Origin of the sequence: Bacillus sp. NP157 (assembly GCA_018889975.1) — a bacterium.
Classification (GTDB): Bacteria; Pseudomonadota; Gammaproteobacteria; order Xanthomonadales; family Rhodanobacteraceae; genus Luteibacter.
Genome location: CP076546.1, coordinates 1,868,057 through 1,891,341 on the forward strand (window position 1 = coordinate 1,868,057; position 23,285 = coordinate 1,891,341).

Sequence of the window (23,285 nt, forward strand, 5' to 3'; positions counted from 1 at the left end):
CAATCGGCGTGATTCCATCCGCCGCCCGGTACCCATGCTTACTTCGCTCTACGTCCGCCAGTTCGCCGTCGTTGAAGAAGCCGAGGTCGCCTTCGGCCCCGGCCTTACCGTGGTCAGCGGTGAAACCGGCGCGGGCAAGTCCCTGCTGGTGGACGCGCTGATGCTGCTCGCCGGCGCCCGCGCCGACAGCGGCATGGTCCGTTCGGGCAGCGATCGCGCCGAGCTGGCCGCCGAATTCGACCTGGCCGGCCTGCCCGAAGCGCTGGACTGGCTGCGCGAAGAAGCCCTGGACGACGGCGAGACCTGCCAGCTGCGCCGGGTGATCCGCGCCGAGGGCAGCTCGCGTGGCTGGATCAACGGCCGTCCGGCCAGCCTCGCGCAGATGTCCGCGCTGGCGGCGCTGATCGTCGAGATCCACGGCCAGCACGAACACCAGGCCCTGCTCTCGCGCCAGCACCAGATGGGCCTGCTCGATGCCTTCGCCGGCAATGAGGAACGGCTGGGCCGCGTGCGCGAGCTGGCGAAGGCCTGGCGCGATGCCGTGGCGCATATCCGCAAACTGTCCGGTGGCGACGACCGCGGCCAGCAGATCGACCTGCTCTCGCACGAGCTGGCCGAGCTGGATCGCTGGGCGCTCGCGCCGGCCGCGCTGGACGACCTCGAAGCCCAGCACCGCCGCCTCGCCAACGCCGGCCGGCTCGCCGAAGGGGCGAACGGCGTGGTCGAACTGCTCGACGGCGAAAGTGAATTCTCGATCGGCCGCGCCCTGCTCCGTGCCCATGCCGAGCTGTCGCGCCTGGCCGAACTCGACGCCACGCTGGCTCCGACGCTGGAGCTGCTCGACAGCGCCCAGATCCAGGTGGGCGAAGCGGTGGATGGCCTCGGCCGCTACGCGCAGGATGTCGAGCTGGACCCGGAGCGCCTGGCCGAGGTCGACACCCACCTTACCCACCTGCACGACCTGTCGCGCCGCTATCGCCTGCCGATCGGCGAGCTCACCGGCAAGGCCGAGGAGCTGCGCGAGCGGCTGGCCGAACTGGAAGGTGCCGGCGACGCGCTGGAGCGGCTGGCCCGCGAGCGCGACACCCTGCGCAAGGATTACGACACCGCCGCCACCGCGCTGTCCAAGGCCCGCACCGACGCCGCCGCACGCCTGGGCTCGTCGGTCGCTGCGCTGATGTCCGAACTGGGCATGTCCGGCGGCCGCCTCGAAGTGGCGCTGGAACCCGCCGAAGGCGACGATCCGGATCCGCAGGGCCGCGAACGCTGCGAACTGCTGGTCAGCGCCAACCCCGGCCAGCCGCCGCGGCCGCTGCGCAAGGTGGCCTCGGGCGGCGAACTGGCCCGCATCAGCCTCGCCATCGAAGTGGCGACGCTGGGCAACGACAACATCGGCTGCATGATCTTCGACGAAGTCGACACCGGCATCGGCGGCGCCGTGGCCGAAGTGGTCGGCCAGAAACTCCGCGCGCTCGGTGAACGCGTGCAGGTGCTCTGCGTCACCCACCTGCCCCAGGTCGCCGCGCAGGGCCATAACCACCTGCAGGTCGCCAAGGAAAGCGACGGCGAATCCACCCGCACCCGGATCAGCAGCCTCGACGGCAACGGCCGCCGCGAAGAGATCTCGCGAATGCTAGGTGGCGTGGAGATCACCAAGGAAACCCGGGCGCACGCAAAGAAGATGCTCGACCGCGCCCAAATGTAGGAGCGCGCCTGCGCGCGATTGGGGGTATCACCCCCATCGCCAACGCAACCCCCATCGCCGCCGCCCATCCCCCTCAGGTACGAATAAGCCCGCGCTCCTGCGCCATCCGGTACAGATCCAGTTCCGACCCCGCATTGAGCTTGTTCATCACCGCGGCGCGGTGGATGTAGATCGTCTTCTGCCCGATGCCCAGCTCGGCGGCCACCTGCTTCGGTGCACGGCCCGCGGCCAGCAGCAGGAACACTTCGCGTTCGCGGGCGGTGAGGCGGCTGAAGGGATCCAGGTCCGCGGAATTGCGCGTCGAGCGGCGTTCGCGCAGGTCGGAGCTGAGGTACTGGTCGCCGGCGAGCACGGCGCGAACCGCGGCGACCAGCTCTTCCGGTGCGACACCCTTGGTCACGTAGCCGCGTGCGCCGCGGCGCATGGCTTCGGAAACGTAGGGTTCGCCGTCGTGCATGCTCAGCACGATGATCCGCATGGATGGCTCGATGCTGCCCAGGTGCTCGATCAGCGGCAGGCCGCTGCCGTCGGGCAGTGACAGGTCCACCGCCACCAGGTCGGGACGGTGCTGGGTAACGGCATCGACGGCCTCGTCGGCATTGCGCGCTTCGGCAACGACGTCCAGGTCCGGTTCCAGTTCGATGAGGCGTTTGAAACCCTCACGGACAATGGCATGGTCATCTACAAGGACGATTCTTGGCATGGGCTGAATGTAACAGCACCGGCACAACTGTGCGCGCATGCCGGATCGCCGCGTCGGAACGCCACGGCCGACGTGTAACATTCGGGTATGCGACTCCGCGCCCTATTCCGCTTTGCCGGCCCTCTCATCGCCATTGCCTACGCGCTGGCCTGGGTGATGCTCTGGCCGACCGAGCAACCGTACTGGGTGTTGCCCTTCGGCCTGCGCTTCGGCGCGCTGTTGCTGACCCGCACCCGCGACTGGTTCTGGATCCTCGGTGGTGAAATCGCTGCCAGCGCCTTCTGCGAGTGGCGTAGCGGCCTGCCGATCGGCGGCGCCGGCTTCGTCCTGGGCGATACGCCGGAACCGCTGATGGTCGCCGCGTCGCTGTGGCTGCTGCGCCGTGCGCACCTGCACGCGAGCCTGAGCACCCCCGAAGACGTCGCCCGACTGCTGCTGTCGGCGATGGTCACCGCGACGGTGGCGACCGCGGGCAACGCCGCGATGATGGCCTCGCTGCACCCGGCCGCCCCGGTGGAAATGCTCGGCACCACCTTCGGCAGCGACCTGCTCGGCAACTACCTGGGCGTGCTGCTGGTGGTGCCGGTGATGGTGCTGGCCTTCCGCGAGCGACCTACCCAGACCGCCCTGGCCGAGCTCTTGCTGGACGGCCTGCTGGTGATGCTGCCCTCGCTGGCGATCCTGATCACCCTGGCCGAGTACTCGCCGCAGCCGCAGTTCGCCCGCGTGCTGTCGCTCGCCCCGGTGCTGTTCTTCGCGTTCCGCCACGGCTGGCGTGGCGCCGGCCTGGCCATGCTGATCACCAGCGTGGGCCTGAATGTCACCGAGGACATGATCGGTCGTGGCGCGCCCACGGCGGCCGCCCACCTGTTCCTGGCCGTGGCCGGCACCGGCACCCTGATGCTCGGCGCCGCCACCGATGCCCTCCGCCGCAGCAGCGAGCGGGTCGCCCAGCAGAACACCCACCTGGCCGCCGCCAACCAGCGGCTGGACCAGCTGGCCCGCCAGCTACGCGACGCGGCCCGCGGCAACCTGCAGGCCGAAGAAAACCTGCGCCGGCACATGGCCTCGGAGCTGCACGACGAGCTGGGCCAGAACCTCACCGCCATCCAGACCCACCTGAAACTGGCCCAGGCCCGCCTCGGCGACGCCGGGATGAACGACATCGGCAGCGCGATCAACGGCATCCTCGGCCACATGCGCCGGGCCCTGCACAAGATGCTGGACAGCCTGCGCCCCTCCGTCCTGGACGAATTCGGCCTGCTCCGCGCCCTGGACGAGGGCCCGATCCGCGACATGCTCACCGCCGCCGGCATCCATTACGTGACCGACCTGCGCGGCGAGCCCCGCCTGCTCGACGACGACACCCTGACCGCGATTTATCGCGTGGTGCAGGAAAGTGCGACCAATGTGGTCCGCCATTCGGGTGCCCGCGAGATGCGCCTGCGCCTGCGGATCGGCATCCGCGACGTCGGCCCGGTGGCGGTCCTCGACATTCGTGACGACGGCACCGGCCTGCCCGCTACCCCCCGCCCCGTCCGCAGCGATGGGGGTGGGCGGGGCCTGCAGGGCATGAGCGACCGGATCACCGCCCTGGGTGGGGTGTTCCGCATCGTCCCGGAGGCCGTCGGACTGCACCTGCGCGTGCTGCTTCGCAGCACAAGTATCGGATAGGACATAGGAAATTTTCCGATACCGGGTTCGTGAACGGTTCGTTACGATTCTTCCATCGATGTGGGGGAGCCGCCGTCGAGAGACGGCGAGCCCAGTTCGATCGTGGGGACGATCGGACTGAAGAGGCGACAGGATGTCAGCCTCGCCGATGCCAGGTGGCGACACGGGATTTAGCGAGCAACTCGCGATCCACGAACCGCCAGGCAATTCGGATCAGCCGCCGGTGGACAGGAGTCCACCGGCGGCGTTTTTATTTGTGCCGCCCGCCAAACCGCCCCGCCCGCCGTGGCCACCGGGGCATGAAAAAGGCCCCGCTTGGGGGCCTTTTCGTAGAACCGTCAGCGCCTTACGCCGACTACCGATGCTTTTTCTTCGGTCGCACGTACAGCACCAGGCTATGGTCTTCGATCACATACCCATGCCGCTCGGCGATCTCGTGCTGGAGGCGCTCGATCTCTTCGCTGATGAACTCGATGACCTTCCCGCTGTCAACGTCGATCATGTGGTCATGATGCTTGCCGCGGTCCAGCTCGTAGACGGCCTGGCCGCCTTCGAAGTTATGCTTCATCACGATGCCGGCCGCCTCGAACTGGGTCAGCACGCGATAAACCGTGGCAAGCCCGATGTCCTCCTGGTGCGCAAGCAGCCGCTTGTAGATGTCTTCGGCCGTAAGGTGGCGCTCATCCGCCTCCTCGAAGACCTGCAGGATCCGCATGCGCGGATGGGTGACTTTAAGGCCCGCCTTGCGGAGCTCTTGGGTTTCCTGGTCCATCTCAGACCTCTTCTCGCGGTGCCGTCAGGCGCTTAGTGTATCATCGCTCGCTTCACGATCTGGACGTTATTACGCATGCAAAAGCTGCTCATCCGCACGCTGGGTATGGCCCTCCTGGCAACCGCTACCGCGGGCTGTGGCCTCGTCTATACCCCCGACGTGCAGCAGGGCAACCTGCTCGACAAGAAAAACGTCGACCAGCTGCAGCCCGGCATGACGAAGCGCCAGGTCCTCGTGCTCCTCGGCACCCCGTCGGTCATCTCGCCGTTCGACAACGATCGCTGGGACTACGTCTCCACGTTCTCGCATCGCGGCAAGCCGATGGTGACCCGCACGCTGACGCTCACCTTCAACAACGACACGCTGGTCCGCACCGACGGCGACTTCTTCAAGCAGGACGCCCAGCAGCTGCTGGAAGACTCGAAGAAGTACAAGTCGAACCCGATCGACGACGCCAAGGGTGACAAGAACACCAGCGCCAACGACAAGAAGGACGACACGCCCATCTTCGGCGGCGGCGCCTCCACCGACGACACCAAAAAGTAGGAGCGCGCCTGCGCGCGATGCTCTAGATAACAGGGGCCCCCAAACAATGGGGGCCCTTTGATAATGGGGGCCCTCTAACAACGGGTCCCTTCTCAACGACCCCGTTACCTGGCAGCCCTCCTCCTCCGAGCCTCCATCGGATCCAGCAAAAGCCCCCGATAGACCTCAACCCGGTCGCCATCGGCGAGCACATGCGACGCCCCGACCTTCCTGCCAAACACCCCCAGACGCTCCGGATCGGGCTGGGTGCCCACGGGAAGCGAGGGCAAGGCCAGGATGGCGGCCTCCCAGGCCGTCGTCCCCGCCGGGACCTGCAGCGCCACGACCGCCTGTCCCTCGGGGCCGGCGTAGGCGACCTCGACGCGCAGCTCAGCCATACCAGCGGCGAGCCTCGTCGCAGAAGTCGTCCACCATCTTGTTAGCGAGCTGCTGGAAACCCATCTTCAGTACCGTGCCACCGATGCCGGCGTAGTCGAAGTCCAGGGCAAGGGCGATCTTGCAGCCGACGTCACCCAGGGCCTGGAAGGTGAAGACGCCATCCAGCGAGCGGAACGGGCCTTCCACGAAGTTCATGGTCAGGCTGTCCGGGCGATGCATGGTGTTGCGGGTGGTGAAGTGTTGCTTCATCCCGGCGAACTTCAGGTCGAGCCGGGCGACCAGCACATCGCCGTCGCGCTCCACGACGGTGGCGGTGTCACACCAGTTGAAGCGCTTTGGGTATGCTTCAACGTCGTTGACCAGGTCGAACATCTGCGCGGGCGTGAAAGGCACGATCGCACTGCGGCGGATTTCAATCACTGGATAAGACCTCGTCGTATTTGCCGGCTCACGGACCCGCCGGCCTCGTATCAGGGACCGATAGACCGATTTTAGCGGACATGGCAAAAGCGAAAGCAAAGGACACGGAAAAAGAGGGCCGCGGCACGATCGCGCTGAACAAGCGTGCGCGCCACGAATACCACATCGACCAGCGGTTCGAATGCGGCATGGCGCTGCAGGGCTGGGAACTGAAGTCGCTGCGTGCCGGCCGGATCAGCTTCGGCGAAGGCTGCTACGCCATCATCGAGCACGGCGAGGTCTTCCTTGTCGGCGCCCAGATCCCGCCGCTGATCAGCGCGTCCACCCACGTGGTCGCCAACGACCGGCGCAGCCGCAAGCTGCTCCTGCACCGCGAAGAAATCGACCGCCTGGTCGGCGCCGTCGAGCGCAAGGGTTACACCCTCGTCCCCACCGCGATGTACTGGAAGAACAACAAGGTGAAGTGCGAGATCGGCCTGGCCAAGGGCAAGCAGGACCACGACAAGCGCGCCGCCGACAAGGAACGCGAATGGGCCGTGGACAAGCAGCGCGTCATGCGGTCACACAACCGCCTGGGCTAACCAGCCTCGTGTAGGAGCGCGCCCGCGCGCGACCACCCCAACCCCAGCAAAACCCCACACCCCAAATCCCCCACCGCCCATTGTGACCACCCCACCCCGCCCCTATACTGCGGGTTGTAGATTCACCACAGCTTTCCCCGGGGGTGTTCTGGTTTCGACGGGGGTAGTGCGATCTACTGGTGCATGCCGAGGGGGTAGCTTTCCTCGTTAAACCAGCTGCAAAAAACATAGTTGCCAATGACAACTACTACGGTGACAACTCGGTGGCTCTCGCCGCCTAAGCTGTCCGGCCCCTAAAAAAGGCCAAACCCCCGAACCGGTCTTGTGCTCATGCTCGCCGGTGTAGGGTCACTATCATGAGACCGCCGAAGGACCCTCCGCCTGTGGGTCCGACGCTAGAACAATCAGGTATGTCCGCCGGTGCGCTTAGCACGCCGTGCTGTCGGTGGACGAGATCTAACGGTGAGCTAAGCATGTAGATCTGGAGATTAAACGCCTTCGGACGCGGGTTCGACTCCCGCCACCTCCACCAATATGGCTCATGCCCCCGGTCCATCGGGGAACATGACCTGCCTCGGCTGATTCCTTCGGGTATCACGCGGGGTATCACGTGCCAAAGCCTTTGCTGCTGCACCGACCAAGCGGACTCCATGTCCGCTTTTTCGTGCCTGCCTTCCTGCAACCCTCCCTCGGGCGCCGGTATATCGTTTTGAGCCTGCGCGGTCAGCGGGCCGATGCGGCCCGCCTCCGGGTCGCCCAAATCGGCTATGTTCTGGGCCACCTCTTCGAGCGGCTCAGGAGCACCCCCGTGACGGACCACAAGGACCTCCTGGCCAAGGCGCTCGCCGCTGTCCGTGGTCCGCATGTCGACCTGACCATCGAGCTTCCGGGCGGGGTGCGCATCGTCACCGATGGTTCCGAGCGCGAGAACCTCGAAGCCCGGGGCCTTGCCCTGGAGCTCGAAGCGCTCCGGCTTGGCGCACCCCCATCGGCAGCTGCACCTGGCCCGGTCCCGGCTAGCAGCCCCGACGACCTCCTGTCTGTTCGCATCGGCAAGTTCGTCGCGCACATGGAAGGACAGAACCGCAGTGGCAAGAACCTCCTCGACACCGAGCACACGTTGCGGCTGTTCCTCGCCCTGGGCGGTGACAAGCCCGTCCAGCATGTCACGGCCGACGACATCGACGCGTTCATGGAGGCCATGCGCTTGTGGCCTGCCAACGCGTCAAAAAAGCCCGCCTACAAGGGGCTGACCCCGTCCGAGATTGTGGCCAAGGCCAAACGGGAAGGCTCGCCAGGCCTTGCACCCCGCACGCGGGAAAAGCACCTTGACCGCTTGCGCCTGTTCTTCGGTATCTGGGCCAAGCGTCGGCTGATTGCCTTCAATCCGTGCGACGGTTTCCAGATCACAAACAAGGCCCAGGATGAGGCACGCTCGCGGGAGCCCTTCTCACCAGACGACCTCAAAGTCATCTTCGCGCCGGACCGAATCATCAACCCACAACCGCACAAGTACTGGCCGCCCATCCTTGCGCTCTACTCCGGCGCGCGGGTCAACGAAATCGCACAACTCTTCATTGAGGACATCGAGGAGATCGCGGGCATCTGGGGTATGCACATCCGGCGGCAAACCAAGAACAAGGCTTCCCGCCGTTTCGTGCCTCTCCATCCCGAACTCATCCGGCTCGGCTTCCTCGACTACGTCAGTGACGTCCGACTGGCCCGGTTTGAGCATGTGTTTCCGGGTTTGACCTGGGGTGAGAACGGACCTGGGGATGTCATCGGGGATTGGTTCAACAGGACGTATCTTCGAAAAACCTGTGGTATCGATGACCCTTCAAAGGTGTTCCATAGCTTCCGACATGGATTTGCCACGGCAGCAGAACGCGCGGGCGTGCCCGACGGCCGCATTGCCCAGTTGACCGGTCACAGTGCGGGCGGCACGGTGCTCAGAAAGCACTACATCCAGGTCGCTGACCTTCCCCGCCGGCTCGACGACATCAGCAAGGTGGCGTTTCCGGAAGTCGACCTTTCCCCCAAGAAGCCAGGTTTTTTCGAGCCGTTTTTGCGACGTCAGCGAGCCCTCGACAGCCGTGCACGCCGGGCAGAGGAAGCGAAGATCAAACAAGCCAAAAAAACGGCCGTTTGAATCGACAGCCACGTCTGCAATGCGCCGTTTGCATCTGGCACCGACCTCACGCAGGAACTGCTCCGGGCGAGGTACCGTCTGTGCATCCTCCGGGAAGTAAAAAACGAGATGAACCGAGGGCTGGAACAAGAGCACATCCCCGAGGTTGTTGCCTGCATCAATAAGGCCAGTGGGCACCTGGCAGGGTGGAGTCAACCACCGACGTCTCGATGCCGTCGGCACGACCGCGCAGACCCCTGGCCCGCGACCCGCAATAAGCCGAAGGCAAGCAATGCGCCGATGCGTCCATCCGTTTGCGTCATTTGCAACGGCTGAGTGATGCCTCACACATGTCGAAACTGTTTTGACATCCGCCACTGTCGAACCCGGCATAGTCGGCCAGTCCTTCTTACCAAATTCCGCATGCTCATTATTGATGTTCCCTACTCAGCGCAGAGCGACGGGACGTGGAAAGTCGACCAGACCTCTGGTGCCCTCCGCGGCTTTGCCAGCCGGATGAACGCGGCGCTCCCTTCTGCGAAGAAAGCGGAAGGTGTGTCCCCTGAACAAGGGAAACCCGTGGCGCTCAAAATCGAGGGTGGAGACGATGATTGGCGGCTAATTGGACCGCACCTCAAAGAGCCCATGCAGAGGTCCCGCTAGATGATGGGCCTGGCCGCGCACCTGTCCAGTCCCGAGCCTCTTGGCTGGCTCGCCTCCCTCATCTTGCTCTCGACCATCAGCCGGCAAATCTGGCGGCAGGCGCGTGCGCCGACAGTTGAAGCTGTATCGAAATGGCTTTTCATTGGCCAGATGTCGGCGTCCCTCCTCTACCTGGTCTACAGCATTCTCGTCAAAAACCCCGTCTTCATTGCCAGCAATGCCGCCCTGCTCATCACCGGCATCGTTGGACAGGTCATCTATATCCGTCACCGGAACAGGGATGAAAAAATGACAAAATCGGTGGCCGCCGGGCGCGTTTGATTCTTCGTCGTCCGTCCGTGTTTTCCGCCGTAAAATGCTGACGGACACCATCACATCTTCATCAAAATCGACGGCCTATGTTGCGGGAAAAAGGGGATCCCGTAATGTCAGCAAAAGCGAAGGATGAAGCGAATAAACCCACCGGCATCCGGCGGTTTTTCAATGCATTGGGGCCCGGCCTGACGGCCGGTGCCGCCGATGATGACCCGTCGGGGGTGGCGACCTTTTCCATCGTCGGCGCCAAGTTCGGCACCCAGTTTTTGTGGACCGCGTTGTTGACCTGGCCGTTGATGGCCGTGGTGCAGATGATGTGCGCCCGCGTCGGCATGGTCACGGGCATGGGCCTTGGCGGTGCGCTTCGCGAACGCTTTCCCCGCTGGCTGGTCGGCATCGGCGCCGTGGCGTTACTCGGTGCCAACCTCTTGAACATTGCAGCCGACCTTGGTGGCATGGGCGACGCCATGGAGATGCTCCATGCAGGCCCCGCCCTGCTCTGGGTATGGGTGTTCGGCATCGGCATCTGCCTCTTGGCCATCCGCCTGCGCTACTACCAGCTCGCCAGCGTGTTGAAGTGGTTGGCCATGGTGTTGCTCGCCTACGTCGTCACCGCCTTTCTCGTGAAACCCCATTGGACCCAAGTTGCCCACGACACGTTCATTCCAACGCTGCCGAAGGGCAACGACGGGTGGAGTTCGGTCGTCGCCCTCTTCGGCACCACCATCAGTCCATTTTTGTTTTTCTGGCAAGCAAGCCAGGAAGTCGAAGAAGACAAGGCCAAGGGCCGGCGGCTATTGTCGTCCCGGCGAAATGCGACAAAACGGGAACTCGGGGACCGGAAGCTCGATGTGTGGACGGGGACATTCTTCTCCAACCTCGTCATGTTTTTCATCATCCTCACAGCGGCCTTTACCCTGCACACGCATGGGAAGACCGTGGAGACAGTCAAGGATGCAGCCAGCGCCCTCCAGCCACTGGCAGGTCGTCACGCGTTTCTATTATTTACCGGAGGGCTCGTCGGGGCCGGCCTTCTCGCCATCCCAACCCTCGCTGGCTCGGCCGCCTACGCCTTTGCCGAGACGTTCGATTGGGTGTGTGGCCTCGACAAGAAATTCCACAAAGCGGTGTCTTTCTATGCCGTTTTCATCATCGCGACAATCGGAGGTGCGCTCTTTGATGTCTTTGATGTCGACCCGGTCAAAACCTTGTTCTGGTCGGCGGTCGTCAACGGCATCCTCGCACCCTTCCTGCTTGTCGGGCTTCTCCTCATTACCGGTGACCGCACACTCATGCAGGGCCAACCGAGCCCGACCAGTAACCGCATCGTTGTCGGTCTTACCGCCGCCCTCATGTTTGCCGGGCTCGGGGCCATGGTCTTTCTTGGCGGATAAAAAAAGGCCCGGGAGAACCGTGCCTGCGGCGGACCGCACATCAGCCGGCACCCGGTGCATCATCAAGACGGATATCGCCTGGCCATGGAAGACGACGACTTCCATGGGCGAAATCGGTCACCGCAGGCTTTGCCGTAAAGCACGGAGCCCAAACGGGTCGTCGTTGGATGACGGGCAACCGCCCGATAGAAAACGGGCGCCCGGAGGCGCCCGCAGAAGCTTCTGGATATGCAGTTGTCAGGGTCAGGCCTTCTCGGCGGCCCTCTGCTTGCCCATCTGCTCGGCAAGCAACGTGAGCTTTTCGTCGGCGGCTTTCTCTTCTTTCAGGGTCGCTTGCAAGAGAGGAACCGCTTTCGTGTACCCGAGTTGATTGGCCAGGGCAATGAGGACGCCGTAGCCTGCAATCTCGTAGTGCTCGACCCGGTTGCCGCCACCGATGAGCGCAACGTCCCGCAACGGGCCCTTTTCGATTTCGTCGATGACTTCCTTGCCCTCTTCGACCAGACCTTCCATCGCGGCGCACTTCATGCGTTTGAGCCGGATACCAAGCAGTTCAACGATTTCGTCAATTCGCTCGACCTGACCTTGCGTCTCTTCCAGATGCGACTCGAAGGCGCTTTCAAGGTCAGGACTCGACGAAGCCCGGGCCAAACGCGGCAGGGCCCGGGTCAGCTGCTTTTCTGCACTGTAGATGTCAGACAGCTCGTGGATGAAGAGGTCTTCGAGGGTTTTGACAGCCATGGGAGCGCTCCGCAGGGTAAGAGTCCGCAGCGTACGCGCATGAGTGTTCAAGGCGACGGTCGCGGGTGTGAACGCCTCGGCGACGTGTGTGAGCAGAGCTTTCCTCTTCGACCCCGCTGGAAACAGCTTGTTGCCCGTGCGCCTGTCCAAGTTCCAGACTCGTTCGTCCGCACAAAGGCCTCTCCATCGTCGTTCCTCAATAATGTGCTTGCCGCCTGGGCCGCCCGATGAGCTTCGGCCGTCCGCTCAACGGTAAGAACGGCATCCCCACCGTACGCCTTTCGTGACGCGTCTCCCCGCCTCGTCAGCATCGATTTATGTCCCGCTTCGCTGGAGAACTGGAAGGTTGAATACCTCCGCGCGGGAGTCTGAGAACAGCTAACGGTCCGGGTATGACAAAGAAGCTCAGCCGACTCGAGGCTTAAGCTCGAGGAGCCCGATGCTGCACGCAAACGGCTTGTCTGGAAGCTTTGCTGGGCCTTTCAGTCCTCATCCTCAGCCCTGGTCCTCGTCGTCGGCTTCCTGCTGCGGTGATTCTTTCGGAGCGGGTGACTTTTCCACCCTGGTCGCTGTCGCTTCGTCACGCTTGAGGGGGGTGGTGTCGGCTTTTGTCTTGTCGTCTGACATGGTCGTGTCCTTGGGTGAGGAAAAATGAGCGTGCGCCGGTCCCTGCATACGACAAGTACAAGCCGGTGCGTTGAGGCCCTCACGCGGTCTTGAACGTCGCACCGAAAACACCCGTATCGATTCTTGCGTCTGCTCCACTTTCACCCTTGGCAACACGCTGCTGTCGGGGAAGTCCGTTCAAGTGCGGGGAAAACACCGTGCACTGTAAAAACCACTCTCAAGACGGAATTAACACCGGTCGTTCAGAAATCCGCCACGCCCAGCGCGGTGGTGTCTTCACAATTGAAATGGGAACGATGTGTGAAATACGCTTGAAACGCTGGCAGTTTGGTGCGAGGGTCGAACCAGGAAAACGGTCCTGCGCCGCACCGGTGCCGTGCCCACGGGGAATTCGCCTCGGCTTCTGAGCCCCACGAGGAATGCCCGATGAATGCATACACCCGTTGCGCCCGCCTTGCGTTCGACTGCGTGGACATCCATGGCCGCACCGCACACGCGAGCGTAGCCACGAGTTTTGAAGACGGATGTTCTGGCTGGATTTGGCACGCGCACCTCAAGCGCGGTCGCGGTCGGCCGGCTGAGATACTGGGTTTCTCGCGAGACCTGAATGCGGTGCGCCGCGATGTTTGCGAGAAAGCGCCCGGCTTTATGGGAACTTCAGACGACATGCCGCCAAGGCATGTTGAGCCCGCTCGTCCGGTCCGGAGCTGCGTGATTGAAGGCATGTTCGTCCGTTCCGATGGCGCCCCTGGTCAGTACCGGGCAGAGCGCAAGGACGATGGCGTGATATGGACGGTCGAGATCGTATCCGCGGACGGCGACTGCTTTGACAGTATTGAAATCCCGAGCGACGCCGTCCCGAGCACTACAACCGATGCGGGTGCACGGACGGTCATTGCTGACCTTTTGTTGCGACGCTTTCGCGGGGCGCGCTCCGCATGACGCGTTGGCCGGAAGCTCACCCTTCGGCGTACGGTCCGCGCCGACAAAACCTCGTGCGTGTCGTACACGAACTATATTCCGAGGGGATGCGTGTGTTTGCCGATGTCGCCATGGCACTCGACATGACGACACGGGAGCTTCGCCATGCGCTTGTCACCGGCGCGCTATGTGACTCCCTGGCGCGGCAAATCGAATGGTCCGTTCACAAGCCGCGTGGATGGCTTGACGCAGACCACAACGGTGATCCGCTCGCCTAGCCTGACACGTTTGACGGCGTTTCGCAGTTTTGCGATTGCCACGGGAGCGTCGGGTCAGATGGCCGGTTTGCTTGTCCATACAACTCACAAATGTCGGGTCTGCCGAAGAACCGTGACCTGACTGGAGACCGCCAGGAAAGTGGGGCATGCGACGCGGCTGCATCAAAGCGGCGTCGGTGAAGACACAAGGCGGTGGGAGCACGCCTGCACCTGCGGTGCCTCAGAGCAGCGAGTGCGGACCGGCCTATCGGCTTTGTGCACGAGGGGTCAATCCGCCTGAGGCCGAACGCTGGCACTCTTTGCTCGGTGACCGCGGGTTGGCAGGTTCATGGGCTGCACGCGCGGTCGCCGCCAGACGGTCCGGCCGCACCCCCGTTGGTCATCAAGGTCCGGGGCCGCCTCAGCGTGAGCGTTGCCTTGAGGTATCGACGTCGCCACACCGCAAGGAATTGACGCCGTCATATGCGCCTCTCGGTTCCTTGACGTCGCCCTGTGCAACAAGAGAATCCCGGGAGGGCAAAATCATGGGCTGGAACGATCATATAAGCGCGAATATCACCCAAGTGCTGATTGACATGCTCGCGGCTGGTTTCCTGACCCCGGAGGACGTCGGATACGACATTGCGATAAAAGTTCGCGACCGTGGGGCGGGTGCGCTCACCGGCGCCGAGCGCGAGATTTATGAAATGGACCTGCGCCCGTTGATTGAATCATTTGACCAAGGACGCAACGAGCCTGCTGCGCGACATTGGTCTGACGAAGGCGACCGATGAGACCCGGCAATCCAACCGACGCCACGCGTTTCGTCACACCGTGTCGAAGCAACCTGGGCTCGCTCACTCGCCTCAGGCTCACCGGCTCGAAGTGGCCGTCAACGGACCTCCCCCGTAGCGTTATTGCCATCCCGGTGCGCAACGAATCGGCGCGGCTTGACGCCTGCCTCGACGCCTTGGCCGCCGCGCAGCATGAGGTGCTCCGACCGCACGGGATCATCCTTTTGTTCAACGGATGCAACGATGAGAGCTGGCCTACGGCAGCACGGTGGGCACTCCGTGCACCGTTGCCCGTTCTCATGGCCGAAACCCGCCTGCCGGTTACTTGCAACCACGCCGGCGGCGCTCGCGCCGCGGTGCTGACCCTCGCGCTTCGGACGTGGGCAAGCGAGTGCGACGCCCGCATATTTACTTCCGACGCAGACACCCGGGTGGCAACGGACTGGCTCATACGTGGGCATGCTGCGCTGGATTCGGGCGCCGATGCCGTGGCGGGTGCGATCATGGTCGACACACCTGAAGAGTGGCCGAGAGCGCTCCGCCAGCGGCACATGTTGGAGTCGGCCTACGCACAGATGCTCGACGAGATTGACGTCCTTTGCGACCCACTTCCGCACAATCCCTGGCCGACACACGGCCAGTGTCCCGGAGCGAGCCTGGCCTTCCAGTCCTCCGCACTTCGGCGCTTGAGAGTCATTCCGGCCCCGGCCTCTGGTGAGGATCGCGCACTCATTGCTGCATGCACGGCGCTCGATTTACGCATCCGGCATGATCCTGATTTCAGAGTTGTCACCTCTGCCCGGATGAAGGGCCGGGCAGTGGGCGGCATGGCCGACGCGCTGTATCGCAAGGCGTATTTTCGCGACGAACCTTGTGATTCAACCCTTGAGGCGCTCCAGCAGCACATCTTGCGCGCGACGACGCGGGCGGATGCCCGCCGGCGGTTTCTCTCAGGTATGTCGGCACAGCGCATGGCGCGGCAGATTTGTCTTCCCCTCAACTCGACATCCGGCAAGCGCTTCCGGTATTTCGGTGCGCTGTGGCAGCATCTCGAAGCCGGCGCTCCTGCCCTTGCCCGCGTACCCATGAATCCTGGCCAGTTGCCTTCCCAAATGACCCAGGCTCGCCTCTGGTTACGCCGTCGCGCCTCAGCAGAGTGCGGCAGGGTGACTGTGTGACCGTGCACGCATTCCAGCCAGATGGTCAGGCCGCCCGCGAGGGGGCGTTGGCCAGCCTCGGCCGGGAGCTGCCGGGCATTGCCGCCCTGGCGTTGCATGACGATATCAACGGCCAGTTTGCTTCCCACGCCGTGGCGCGCATGCGCGACGTCGGGATACTGTCGTCGGTGTTGCCTTTGGAGGAAGGCGGTGCCGGCCTCGGCACTGACAGGCATGCCACCGTCACCTTGTTCCACGTCCTTTCCCGCCTGGGCGCGGCCCACCTGTCGGCCGCGCGCCTCTTCGAGGGCCACGTCAACGCCTTTGGTTTACTGTGGCAATACGGTACTGCAACGCAGCGCTCCCGACTGTTGCGCTACGTGCGCGAGGGTGGCCTTCTCGGCGTGTGGAACGCGCCCGAGCCCGGTGCCCCGCTTCGACTGTTGGCCGACGGCTCTCATTTCCGGCTCTCGGGGTCAAAAATACATGCCTCCGGAGCCGGCGCAATCCGGCGGCCATTGCTGACAGCCCAGACGGCAGACGACCGTCTGCTGATGGTCTGGTGCGATGTCGGTGCGGCTCAAGTGGACACCTCGGGATGGCGCATGCAAGGCATGCGCGCCACCGCTACTGGAACGGTGCACCTCGACGGCGTTGTCGTCGACGCCATCGAATTGTTCGGAGCTGATGGGGATTACCATCGCCAACCGGCGTTCTCTGGCGGCGCCTGGCGGTTCCTGGCAGCGCAACTCGGGGCTGCCGGAGCACTGGTCGACGCGGTTCGGCAATCGCTCAACATCAGCGGGCGAGGTGAAAACCAGCATCAGAGCGCACGTCTGGCCGAGGCCAGCACGCGCCTGGAAACGGGACGGTTGTGGACGCAGGCGGCGGCACGGATGGCGGACGACCCAGGCCAGGACCCCCATGACGTCGTGATCTATACCGCCATGGCTCGTCTGGTCGTCGAAGAGGCAGCGATGGCCATCGTCGCCCTCGCCCAGCGCTCCATTGGCTTGCGTAGCCTGCACGAGGACCACGCTGCTGAACGCATTGCCCGCGACCTTGCGACCTATCTGCGCCAACCGGCGCCCGATGCGCTTCGCGACGCTGTCGCTGCGGACGCCCTCAAGTCCCACGGGCCGATGCTCGACCGGTGGCACTGATGAATCGACTCCCCTCCCTGCGCCCGCCACTTGGTTACCTGCATCGCATGGAGAAGCTGCCGCTATTCTCTCCAGAAGCGGTCCTGCAAGGCCGGTCACTCCTTGTCATCGCGCCGCACCCGGACGACGAAAGCCTGGGCGTCGGAGGGCTCCTGGCCGCGGCGGCGCGGCAGGGGACCAGCATCACGGTCTGTTTCCTCACCGACGGTGAGGCGTCGCACGTCGGGTCATTGACTTACCCCGCCGTTCGCCTGGCCCAGGTGCGCCGTCAGGAGGCTCTGGCGGCACTGGCGGCTTTGGGCGTGGCGGAAGGAAATGCGCACTTCCTCGGTCTGGGCGACACGCACCTGGGCGAACTTGCCGCTTGTCAGCGTGATGAGATTTGCCTGCGTCTCGCCGAACTGACACCGTCGCCCGCCCTGGTTTGTGTCACGGCAGACACCGACCCACACGCCGACCATCAGGCGGCGAGCAGGCTGGCGCGGTCCTTTGCGTGGCCAAGCGGGTACACGGTGATGCAATACCCTGTCTGGACCTGGTGCGCCAGCCCGCCGCAGTTGCCGTCCGGGGCACCGCATGGCGTCCGGATTGACATCCGGCCTCTCATGGCGCGAAAGCACGCCGCAATTGCCGCGCATCGCTCCCAGCTCGGAGCGGTTGTCGACGACGCGCAGCAGGCGTTCGAAATCGAGCCAAATCTTCTGCGCCATTTTCTCGGTCCCACGGAGACACTGCTGTGGCCGCCCTGACCTTCGATGAAGCCCATTTCGACGCGCTTTACCGCCGTGATCCTGACCCTTGGAAGTTCCGGGGCAGTTCGTACGAGCACGAAAAATATGCCGCAACGGTGGCGGCATTGCCCGGTGCCCGGTATCGGCATGTGCTGGAACTCGGCTCCTCCATAGGCGAGCTGACAGCCCGCCTTGCTGAACGCGCGGAGCGCGTGACGGGCATTGAAACCTCATCCGTTGCAATCGCTGCGGCGCGTCACCGCTGCAGCGCCCTCCCAGGAGTGTCCTTCATCCACGCGCACCTGCCGGCCGGCGACTGGGCGCTCGAGTCGGATGCCGTCGTGCTCTCGGAGGTCCTTTACTACCTTGCTGAGGCCGGTGTGAAGTCGGTTGCCGAACGACTGCGACGCTGCGCGCCACTATCGGACCTCGTGCTCGTGCATTGGACCGGAACCACCGACTATCCGCTGGCCGGTGACCACGCGTCGGACCTCTTCATCGAAGAATACGGTGCCGACGGTTGGAGGCATACGCGCACGCCGGATTATCGGCTCGACGTGTTGAGCCGACAGCAGAACTCACGCTGACCGACTGCACGCGTTCCGGCGACCGTGAAGCGGTGATTCACACCTATTGCCGCATGTCCACAACGTCCGTTCGCGCAAGGAAGACGGCGGCATATCGTCCCACTGCGGCACCGGAAGACAGTCTGAAAATGGACGGCCGCACCGCGTTCGCGGTGCTATGGCGCAGGGCAGCCGGTTCCAGCAAGAGCTAGACCTGGCTTCTCCCGACCGCCACACCCTCACTCGCGGACGACGTGCCACGTGCCGCCCGCGTCTTCTTGCAACACCGTGACCTCGTCACCGATGGTCTCGATGACCCTCGCCCGATCGCATGCTGCATGTAGAGCGGAGAGCCCGTCGGTATACGACTCGCCGTCCTTTCCGTTTTCCGACACATGCCATGTACGGGTCCCCTGCGCGGGATACATGATGTAAATGCGCACATGCGCCATTGCGGACTCCGATAACATCGACCACCCCTCTTGCTACACCTGTCCGGCATCAAAAAGCCCCTGCTGATGGGCAGGGGCTCGGGCGACACAGGGGGGTGGGAAGGGCTGTGCCACCGAAACTGATGGTCGCCGGATTCAGGTCTTTTTTACGTGAGCGCGAATGGAAGGCCTGCAGCTTTCAGGCAGCGCGCCGTCTCCGCGCGCGCCGCAGCGCGAGACCGAGGGTTACCGCGGCCGTGGAGGCCGCAATCGCGGCCGGCATCCACAGTACGGCGAGTCCGGCGGAGCGGAACCCGGCGCCGGCCAGCACACCGCCCATCACGAACGATGATATGACAGCCATGCAAAGGACGACACGGCGGCGGTCCCAGGATGCGCCCCCGGCCGCCTGGCCAAGTGCGACAGCGGCATCGGTAAACATCCCCGTCAAATGCGAAGTGCGAACGACGGCACCGGACAATACCGTGCTCAGCCCGTTTTGCACGCCCATCGCGAGGCCAAGGCACGCCAGGCAAGACAAAGGCGGCAGCGTGCTGTCAGCTGCAACAGCAATGAGCGTGGCCTCTCCAGCCAGAAGCACGGAGGCACGAACCGTCGGCGCCCAGCGCGGCAACCGGTAGACGTATCCGCTTACTGCGCAGCCGAGGCAATACAAGAAAATGACAAGGCCGGCGCGTGCCACCAGACGGACGTCCAGAATCCCGACAGCGGCGGCCGCCTCCGAGGTTAACCCGGTCAGATGGGTAATGCCGCCGTGCTGCAGGAACAAAAGCGCCGTGACGTTGACCGCGCCTGCGACAACGGGAAGCAAGACGACCCAGAGCCAAATCCACCGCGGAAACACCGGCACCATCGAGTTCCCCTACGTCCTCGTCTTCATGGCTTCGAGCATCGTGCAACCGCAGCCGGGGTGTAAAGGCCGGCAGTGCGATGCGCAAAGCCGATGCCCCGATACGTGCTGTCCCGCGCCGCCTTGGCTCCTGACGGCCAAGCGAATTCGGGCCAGTGGAGACGGACGAGGGAGCGACGCCGACGAGCCATCACGAGCCTTCGGCCTGGCGCCCTTGAAAAACCAATATCTCTTGCGCGTTTTGCAGGCGTTTGCGTTGTCGGGGCCGGGCGGGGACAGGAAATCCGCGTCTGCCGGTCGCGTGACAATGGTCACTGGGACCTTCGGTGAACAAGCCGTCCACGTGGGCTGCACGTCCTCCCCCACCTGTCTCCGCGCACAGTCCGCGCACCAACCACCGAGGGCTGCAAGATGGACAAGAACCGTACCGAGGGCGCCAAGCACGAAGTCAAGGGAGCCGTAAAGGAAGCGGCCGGCAAGGTCACGGGTAATACCGCCAAGGAAGCCGCCGGCAACGTCGAAAAGAACGCCGGCAAGGTCCAGAAAGAAGTCGGCAAGGCCGCCGACAACGCCCGCAAAGGCAAATGACAACTTGAACCCATCACGGACGATGCGGGCGCCTCCGGGCGCCCTTTTTTGGTCAATCAGGCACTAGAATGGCGGCAATCATCAAGGCAAAGCTGCCCATGGCCACGAGCGTGTCGCGCGTCGAGGGCACCGGGTAGGTACCCCGGCGGTAGCCTTAAATCGTTTTCCGGAGGGGCTGATACACGGGCGCCCTGGGCACGCATGCTTCAGGCCATGCGATGGGCAGGAAAGCCCCCATAGCAAGGGCATGGCGGCGGCTCGGCGCCACGCACATCATGCCGGTTCCCCACATGGCCAAGCCCGCGGCCCCATGCCCTCTTCTGCCAGCTCAAACCGATCAGCAATCCCCCGGACGGGCATCCTAGTACGGACAGCCCTTCGCAATCGTATAGGCGACCTGGCCCCCGGCCATGGCTGATAATTCCGTGGTACAGCCCCGGGCCTCTCCCACACCCGGGAACCGGCAAATCGTGCTCTGCTCGGTATTGCAGTCACGGTGGGGCCATTGGCCCGCTTAGCCCAGACTTGGCTGAATGCCAGCCGGCCCCAAATGCTGCCTGCCGTGCGACGGAGGCGCTGGTGGCCCCACCCGGTCGGCAAAAGGAAGCCGAGCTAAGGACCTGCCAAGGATCAGGGCCCCTGTTTGGCCCGCCGAAAAAAGCGCCCGCATGTGCGGGCGCTCCGGTTTACCTGTTTCCCTGTCCGGGCTCTTTGCCCTTCTGTCCGCCGCCGGACTGGTCATCCCTGCCCGGTTGCGTCTGGTCGTCGTCCTTCCCGGGTTGCCCGCCCTGGCCTGGCTGCTGCGTCTTGTCGGGCTGGTTGCCCTGCCCGGACTGATTGCCTTGCTGTCCGGACTGGCCCTGCTGTTTGTCGCGCCCTTGCTCGTTCATGGCACACCTCTTCCACCGCTGTCGGGAAGGTATTTGGGCGCCGATTGCCGTGATGGCGCCGGGTGGCAAACGTTACTTGGGGGTGAGGGTCTTCACGGCTGTGAAGGTATGGCTTTGGACGCCCTGCCTCCCCTCGATGCAGTCGTCAAACGCTTGAACCAGAAGTTGTCCAACGTTCCAGATTGGACGCCATCGCCGCGTAGGCAAAAGGCAGGGCAGCACTGCGAAGGTCCGTATGCCGCCGATGCCATGGAAGCTCTTGGCGCCCCACTCATGGGCAACCGGGACCCGGTACCAGTGGACGATGTCTGCCAGCCAACAACGTGACGACCGACCAGCGTCAGCGATGGAAATCAGGAACGACGGCGGGGCCGGTCGACGGGCGGGCAAAGTAATAGCCCTGTTGGAGCACCACACCCATGTCCGACAGGGCAGATGACTCACCTGCAGTTTCTACCCCTTCGCCGATGACCCGCACGTCGAGGTCCGCGCAGAGCCGAACCATGTGGGCAACGATGCGCTGGCGAACCCGATCACCATCGATGCCCCTGATGAGTCCGATGTCGAGTTTGAGCAAGTCGGGCTGGAAATCTGCAAGGAGGTTAAGGCCCGCATACCCCGCGCCAAAATCATCGATGGCGGTCTGGAATCCACGGGCACGGTATGTGCGAAGGATGTTGAGCAGATGGGCGGGTTCAGCAACGGCCTCGTGTTCGGTCACTTCGAAGATGATGTTGGCCAAGGGCCAACCGACCCGTTCCGCAGCGGCAAGGGTCGCCCGCAGGCAATGCTCGGGGTTGTAGACCGCATTGGGCAAGAAGTTGATGGACACCAATGCCGGAAGACCGGACTCGACCGCGCATTCGAGCGCTCGCACGCGACAGGCCTGGTCGAAGGCGTACTGGTTATCAGTGCTCACAGCGCCCAGCACCTCTTGCGCCGATGCACCATCTGACCCCCGAACAAGTGCCTCATGGGCGAATACCGTCCCGGCTGTCACATCGACAATCGGCTGGAAGGCCATGGTGATTGACTTACCGAACCCCTCCCCGTCGCGGCAAGCGCCACAAGCAAACGGCTTTCCCATCGTCCCTTCCCCCTTCATCCGACCTGTAACGGCCGATGCTTCCTAGACTAAACAGAAGCGCGATTGCATCTGTGAAGACGGGTTGCTGACGAGCCAACAGGGGGACATGGCCTGCAGGAACGTTTGGAACGCCATTTCCTCCGGGCCGGAGCCTTGCGTGGCCCGGCTGCCAGAAGCATCGCCAAACGTGTTGGGCAATTGGCTTGAAGTTGCATGCGCTGCTCAATCAACATCCTCCCCAGGCAAATGTGGGGGATGGCAATGGGGCGAGTTCTGGTGGTGGCGTATCAACCCGCCGACGGCAAGCGTGAGGAAGTCCTCGAGCTTCTGGCGAGACAACACACCCATGCCCGGAAGCTTGGCGTTCTCGATGAGCGGCGGCCCATCGTCTGTGAAGCCACAAACGGGGAAATCATGGTCGTCGCGGTCCTGGCCCGAGGGGCCGGGGTCGAGGCGTTGTTCCAGGACGAGGTCTTCCAGGACATCAATGCGAAGATGGCAAGCGTTGCCGTGGTGACGCCTGTCCGTACACTCACAGAGGCAAGTGCCACCTTCATCGACATCGCCCTGCTGCCCAACCGGGGCGGTTGACGGACGGGGTTCTCTCACATTCGCGCAAACGCCCTCCGCATCGGTCACACGGCATTTTGACGGGGCGATGGCGAGTGTGGGCCAACCCCGCGAGAGACCTCCCATGACCAACCTGCCTGACGATGCACCACGCTGCCTTCTCGTTGAAGATGACCCTGCAGTTTCCGGGGTCTTTGAACTCGTCCTGGAGGGCGGCGGATTCCGGGTGTGCAGTATCGCCGCTTCCGAGCAACAAGCGGTCGAAGCCATCGTTAACAAGCGGCCAGACATTGCGCTCGTCGATATCGATATTGAGGGCGGCGATTCGCTTGGCGTGGCAACGGCCCTTCTTGCAAAGGATATTCCCGTCGCGTTCGTGTCGGGCCACCCGCGTACTGTCCTGCCCTCCCCGTTCTCGACATTCCCATTTGTGCATAAGCCGGTGACGCGGGAGTGCTGCTTGGGCTTGCCCATGTCCTCGCCAGGACCCGGGTATGACTACTCCCGGATGATCTGCCAACGGCCGTCCGCACCTTCCTGCCTGACCTGCACGTAAAACCCCCATTTCCTCGAGTGCGCAAGCCCGGTCACATGCCGCGTGCATGGCAACCA

General features: G+C 63.7%; 25 protein-coding genes and 1 other RNA gene. 17 read left to right on the plus strand and 9 right to left on the minus strand.

The annotated features are described in order from the left end of the window. Positions 1 to 34 precede the first annotated feature (34 nt). Positions 35 to 1,705, plus strand: a complete 1,671-nt coding sequence (gene recN / locus KPL74_08345; GenBank protein QWT22003.1) for a DNA repair protein RecN — start codon at positions 35 to 37, stop codon at positions 1,703 to 1,705. A 73-nt stretch (positions 1,706 to 1,778) separates the two neighbouring features. On the opposite strand, the gene KPL74_08350 is transcribed toward recN, so the two are convergent. Beyond that, complete coding sequence (locus tag KPL74_08350; protein ID QWT22004.1) at positions 1,779 to 2,408, minus strand: response regulator transcription factor; 630 nt, start codon at positions 2,406 to 2,408, stop codon at positions 1,779 to 1,781. A gap of 87 nt (positions 2,409 to 2,495) precedes the next feature. Between KPL74_08350 and KPL74_08355 the strand changes: the two genes are divergently transcribed. Beyond that, complete coding sequence (locus tag KPL74_08355; protein QWT22005.1) at positions 2,496 to 4,082, plus strand: MASE1 domain-containing protein; 1,587 nt, start codon at positions 2,496 to 2,498, stop codon at positions 4,080 to 4,082. A 355-nt stretch (positions 4,083 to 4,437) separates the two neighbouring features. Here the strand turns inward: KPL74_08355 and fur are convergent, their stop codons facing one another. Continuing rightward, positions 4,438 to 4,854, minus strand: coding sequence for a ferric iron uptake transcriptional regulator (gene fur / locus KPL74_08360; protein QWT22006.1), 417 nt, complete (start codon positions 4,852 to 4,854; stop codon positions 4,438 to 4,440). A 75-nt stretch (positions 4,855 to 4,929) separates the two neighbouring features. On the opposite strand from fur, the gene bamE reads away from it, so the two are divergent. Then, complete coding sequence (bamE, locus tag KPL74_08365) at positions 4,930 to 5,400, plus strand: outer membrane protein assembly factor BamE (protein ID QWT22007.1); 471 nt, start codon at positions 4,930 to 4,932, stop codon at positions 5,398 to 5,400. Positions 5,401 to 5,504: 104 nt separating this feature from the next. Here the strand turns inward: bamE and KPL74_08370 are convergent, their stop codons facing one another. Both KPL74_08370 and KPL74_08375 read right to left on the minus strand, forming a co-directional pair. Next, positions 5,505 to 5,777, minus strand: coding sequence for an RnfH family protein (locus tag KPL74_08370; protein QWT22008.1), 273 nt, complete (start codon positions 5,775 to 5,777; stop codon positions 5,505 to 5,507). Then, on the minus strand, positions 5,770 to 6,171 hold the full coding sequence (locus tag KPL74_08375) for a type II toxin-antitoxin system RatA family toxin (GenBank protein QWT22009.1): 402 nt from the start codon (positions 6,169 to 6,171) through the stop codon (positions 5,770 to 5,772). The genes KPL74_08370 and KPL74_08375 overlap by 8 nt, the downstream gene beginning before the upstream one ends. A 107-nt stretch (positions 6,172 to 6,278) precedes the next feature. On the opposite strand from KPL74_08375, the gene smpB reads away from it, so the two are divergent. From smpB to KPL74_08400, 5 genes are all read left to right on the plus strand, one after another. Next, positions 6,279 to 6,779, plus strand: coding sequence for an SsrA-binding protein SmpB (smpB, locus tag KPL74_08380; protein QWT22010.1), 501 nt, complete (start codon positions 6,279 to 6,281; stop codon positions 6,777 to 6,779). A 139-nt stretch (positions 6,780 to 6,918) separates the two neighbouring features. Beyond that, positions 6,919 to 7,311, plus strand: a transfer-messenger RNA (tmRNA) gene (gene ssrA / locus KPL74_08385). Positions 7,312 to 7,389: 78 nt separating this feature from the next. Further along, positions 7,390 to 8,928 (plus strand): site-specific integrase, encoded by a 1,539-nt coding sequence (locus tag KPL74_08390; protein QWT22011.1) that lies wholly within the window; start codon positions 7,390 to 7,392, stop codon positions 8,926 to 8,928. Positions 8,929 to 9,570: 642 nt separating this feature from the next. Then, on the plus strand, positions 9,571 to 9,891 hold the full coding sequence (locus KPL74_08395; protein ID QWT22012.1) for a hypothetical protein: 321 nt from the start codon (positions 9,571 to 9,573) through the stop codon (positions 9,889 to 9,891). A 104-nt stretch (positions 9,892 to 9,995) separates the two neighbouring features. Beyond that, complete coding sequence (locus KPL74_08400; protein ID QWT22013.1) at positions 9,996 to 11,279, plus strand: divalent metal cation transporter; 1,284 nt, start codon at positions 9,996 to 9,998, stop codon at positions 11,277 to 11,279. Positions 11,280 to 11,522: 243 nt separating this feature from the next. On the opposite strand, the gene KPL74_08405 is transcribed toward KPL74_08400, so the two are convergent. Further along, positions 11,523 to 12,020 carry a ferritin-like domain-containing protein gene (locus KPL74_08405; protein ID QWT22014.1) on the minus strand — a complete coding sequence of 166 codons (498 nt, stop codon included), beginning with the start codon at positions 12,018 to 12,020 and terminating at the stop codon, positions 11,523 to 11,525. A 1,053-nt stretch (positions 12,021 to 13,073) separates the two neighbouring features. On the opposite strand from KPL74_08405, the gene KPL74_08410 reads away from it, so the two are divergent. From KPL74_08410 to KPL74_08435, 6 genes are all read left to right on the plus strand, one after another. Next, positions 13,074 to 13,589 carry a hypothetical protein gene (locus KPL74_08410; protein QWT22015.1) on the plus strand — a complete coding sequence of 172 codons (516 nt, stop codon included), beginning with the start codon at positions 13,074 to 13,076 and terminating at the stop codon, positions 13,587 to 13,589. Between the two features lie 781 nt (positions 13,590 to 14,370). Beyond that, complete coding sequence (locus KPL74_08415) at positions 14,371 to 14,619, plus strand: hypothetical protein (protein ID QWT22016.1); 249 nt, start codon at positions 14,371 to 14,373, stop codon at positions 14,617 to 14,619. Then, positions 14,616 to 15,797, plus strand: coding sequence for a glycosyltransferase (locus KPL74_08420; GenBank protein QWT22017.1), 1,182 nt, complete (start codon positions 14,616 to 14,618; stop codon positions 15,795 to 15,797). The genes KPL74_08415 and KPL74_08420 overlap by 4 nt, the downstream gene beginning before the upstream one ends. Further along, positions 15,794 to 16,939 (plus strand): acyl-CoA dehydrogenase family protein, encoded by a 1,146-nt coding sequence (locus KPL74_08425; protein ID QWT22018.1) that lies wholly within the window; start codon positions 15,794 to 15,796, stop codon positions 16,937 to 16,939. The genes KPL74_08420 and KPL74_08425 overlap by 4 nt, the downstream gene beginning before the upstream one ends. After that, entirely contained in the window at positions 16,939 to 17,688 is a 750-nt protein-coding gene (locus tag KPL74_08430) for a PIG-L family deacetylase (protein ID QWT22019.1), read from the plus strand. Before KPL74_08425 ends, KPL74_08430 begins: the two co-directional genes overlap by 1 nt. After that, positions 17,676 to 18,257 (plus strand): nodulation S family protein, encoded by a 582-nt coding sequence (locus tag KPL74_08435; protein QWT22020.1) that lies wholly within the window; start codon positions 17,676 to 17,678, stop codon positions 18,255 to 18,257. The genes KPL74_08430 and KPL74_08435 overlap by 13 nt, the downstream gene beginning before the upstream one ends. 218 nt (positions 18,258 to 18,475) lie before the next feature. Here KPL74_08435 and KPL74_08440 read toward each other — a convergent pair whose 3' ends face one another. Next, complete coding sequence (locus KPL74_08440; protein QWT22021.1) at positions 18,476 to 18,688, minus strand: hypothetical protein; 213 nt, start codon at positions 18,686 to 18,688, stop codon at positions 18,476 to 18,478. A 178-nt stretch (positions 18,689 to 18,866) separates the two neighbouring features. After that, a complete protein-coding gene (locus KPL74_08445) occupies positions 18,867 to 19,541 on the minus strand; it encodes a DUF1275 domain-containing protein (GenBank protein ID QWT22022.1) in 675 nt (224 codons plus the stop codon). Positions 19,542 to 19,949: 408 nt separating this feature from the next. On the opposite strand from KPL74_08445, the gene KPL74_08450 reads away from it, so the two are divergent. Further along, positions 19,950 to 20,126 (plus strand): CsbD family protein, encoded by a 177-nt coding sequence (locus KPL74_08450; GenBank protein ID QWT22023.1) that lies wholly within the window; start codon positions 19,950 to 19,952, stop codon positions 20,124 to 20,126. 686 nt (positions 20,127 to 20,812) lie between these two features. On the opposite strand, the gene KPL74_08455 is transcribed toward KPL74_08450, so the two are convergent. Together KPL74_08455 and KPL74_08460 are read right to left on the minus strand one after the other, a co-directional pair. After that, positions 20,813 to 21,016: a hypothetical protein gene (locus tag KPL74_08455; protein ID QWT22024.1), complete on the minus strand. Its 204-nt coding sequence runs from the start codon at positions 21,014 to 21,016 to the stop codon at positions 20,813 to 20,815. A 340-nt stretch (positions 21,017 to 21,356) separates the two neighbouring features. Then, complete coding sequence (locus KPL74_08460; protein QWT22025.1) at positions 21,357 to 22,103, minus strand: EAL domain-containing protein; 747 nt, start codon at positions 22,101 to 22,103, stop codon at positions 21,357 to 21,359. A gap of 213 nt (positions 22,104 to 22,316) precedes the next feature. Here KPL74_08460 and KPL74_08465 point away from each other — a divergent pair, with 213 nt between their 5' ends. Together KPL74_08465 and KPL74_08470 are read left to right on the plus strand one after the other, a co-directional pair. Further along, a complete protein-coding gene (locus tag KPL74_08465) occupies positions 22,317 to 22,694 on the plus strand; it encodes a hypothetical protein (GenBank protein ID QWT22026.1) in 378 nt (125 codons plus the stop codon). Positions 22,695 to 22,797: 103 nt separating this feature from the next. After that, the gene (locus tag KPL74_08470) at positions 22,798 to 23,229 is read left to right on the plus strand and encodes a response regulator (GenBank protein QWT22027.1); all 432 of its coding nucleotides are present in this window, start codon (positions 22,798 to 22,800) and stop codon (positions 23,227 to 23,229) included. Positions 23,230 to 23,285 lie beyond the last annotated feature (56 nt).

What these genes read in the sequence shown, in the direction of transcription:
- KPL74_08405 (QWT22014.1), bottom strand. Translation starts at nt 12,020, where the DNA reads ATGGCTGTCAAAACCCTCGAAGACCTCTTCATCCACGAGCTGTCTGAC.
- KPL74_08400 (QWT22013.1), top strand. Translation starts at nt 9,996, where the DNA reads ATGTCAGCAAAAGCGAAGGATGAAGCGAATAAACCCACCGGCATCCGG.
- KPL74_08450 (QWT22023.1), top strand. Translation starts at nt 19,950, where the DNA reads ATGGACAAGAACCGTACCGAGGGCGCCAAGCACGAAGTCAAGGGAGCC.
- KPL74_08370 (QWT22008.1), bottom strand. Translation starts at nt 5,777, where the DNA reads ATGGCTGAGCTGCGCGTCGAGGTCGCCTACGCCGGCCCCGAGGGACAG.
- fur (QWT22006.1), bottom strand. Translation starts at nt 4,854, where the DNA reads ATGGACCAGGAAACCCAAGAGCTCCGCAAGGCGGGCCTTAAAGTCACC.
- bamE (QWT22007.1), top strand. Translation starts at nt 4,930, where the DNA reads ATGCAAAAGCTGCTCATCCGCACGCTGGGTATGGCCCTCCTGGCAACC.
- KPL74_08470 (QWT22027.1), top strand. Translation starts at nt 22,798, where the DNA reads ATGACCAACCTGCCTGACGATGCACCACGCTGCCTTCTCGTTGAAGAT.
- KPL74_08410 (QWT22015.1), top strand. Translation starts at nt 13,074, where the DNA reads ATGAATGCATACACCCGTTGCGCCCGCCTTGCGTTCGACTGCGTGGAC.
- KPL74_08455 (QWT22024.1), bottom strand. Translation starts at nt 21,016, where the DNA reads ATGAACGAGCAAGGGCGCGACAAACAGCAGGGCCAGTCCGGACAGCAA.
- smpB (QWT22010.1), top strand. Translation starts at nt 6,279, where the DNA reads ATGGCAAAAGCGAAAGCAAAGGACACGGAAAAAGAGGGCCGCGGCACG.
- KPL74_08430 (QWT22019.1), top strand. Translation starts at nt 16,939, where the DNA reads ATGAATCGACTCCCCTCCCTGCGCCCGCCACTTGGTTACCTGCATCGC.
- KPL74_08350 (QWT22004.1), bottom strand. Translation starts at nt 2,408, where the DNA reads ATGCCAAGAATCGTCCTTGTAGATGACCATGCCATTGTCCGTGAGGGT.
- KPL74_08420 (QWT22017.1), top strand. Translation starts at nt 14,616, where the DNA reads ATGAGACCCGGCAATCCAACCGACGCCACGCGTTTCGTCACACCGTGT.
- KPL74_08395 (QWT22012.1), top strand. Translation starts at nt 9,571, where the DNA reads ATGATGGGCCTGGCCGCGCACCTGTCCAGTCCCGAGCCTCTTGGCTGG.
- KPL74_08355 (QWT22005.1), top strand. Translation starts at nt 2,496, where the DNA reads ATGCGACTCCGCGCCCTATTCCGCTTTGCCGGCCCTCTCATCGCCATT.
- KPL74_08465 (QWT22026.1), top strand. Translation starts at nt 22,317, where the DNA reads ATGCGCTGCTCAATCAACATCCTCCCCAGGCAAATGTGGGGGATGGCA.
- KPL74_08440 (QWT22021.1), bottom strand. Translation starts at nt 18,688, where the DNA reads ATGGCGCATGTGCGCATTTACATCATGTATCCCGCGCAGGGGACCCGT.
- recN (QWT22003.1), top strand. Translation starts at nt 35, where the DNA reads ATGCTTACTTCGCTCTACGTCCGCCAGTTCGCCGTCGTTGAAGAAGCC.
- KPL74_08445 (QWT22022.1), bottom strand. Translation starts at nt 19,541, where the DNA reads ATGGTGCCGGTGTTTCCGCGGTGGATTTGGCTCTGGGTCGTCTTGCTT.
- KPL74_08460 (QWT22025.1), bottom strand. Translation starts at nt 22,103, where the DNA reads ATGGGAAAGCCGTTTGCTTGTGGCGCTTGCCGCGACGGGGAGGGGTTC.
- KPL74_08415 (QWT22016.1), top strand. Translation starts at nt 14,371, where the DNA reads ATGGGCTGGAACGATCATATAAGCGCGAATATCACCCAAGTGCTGATT.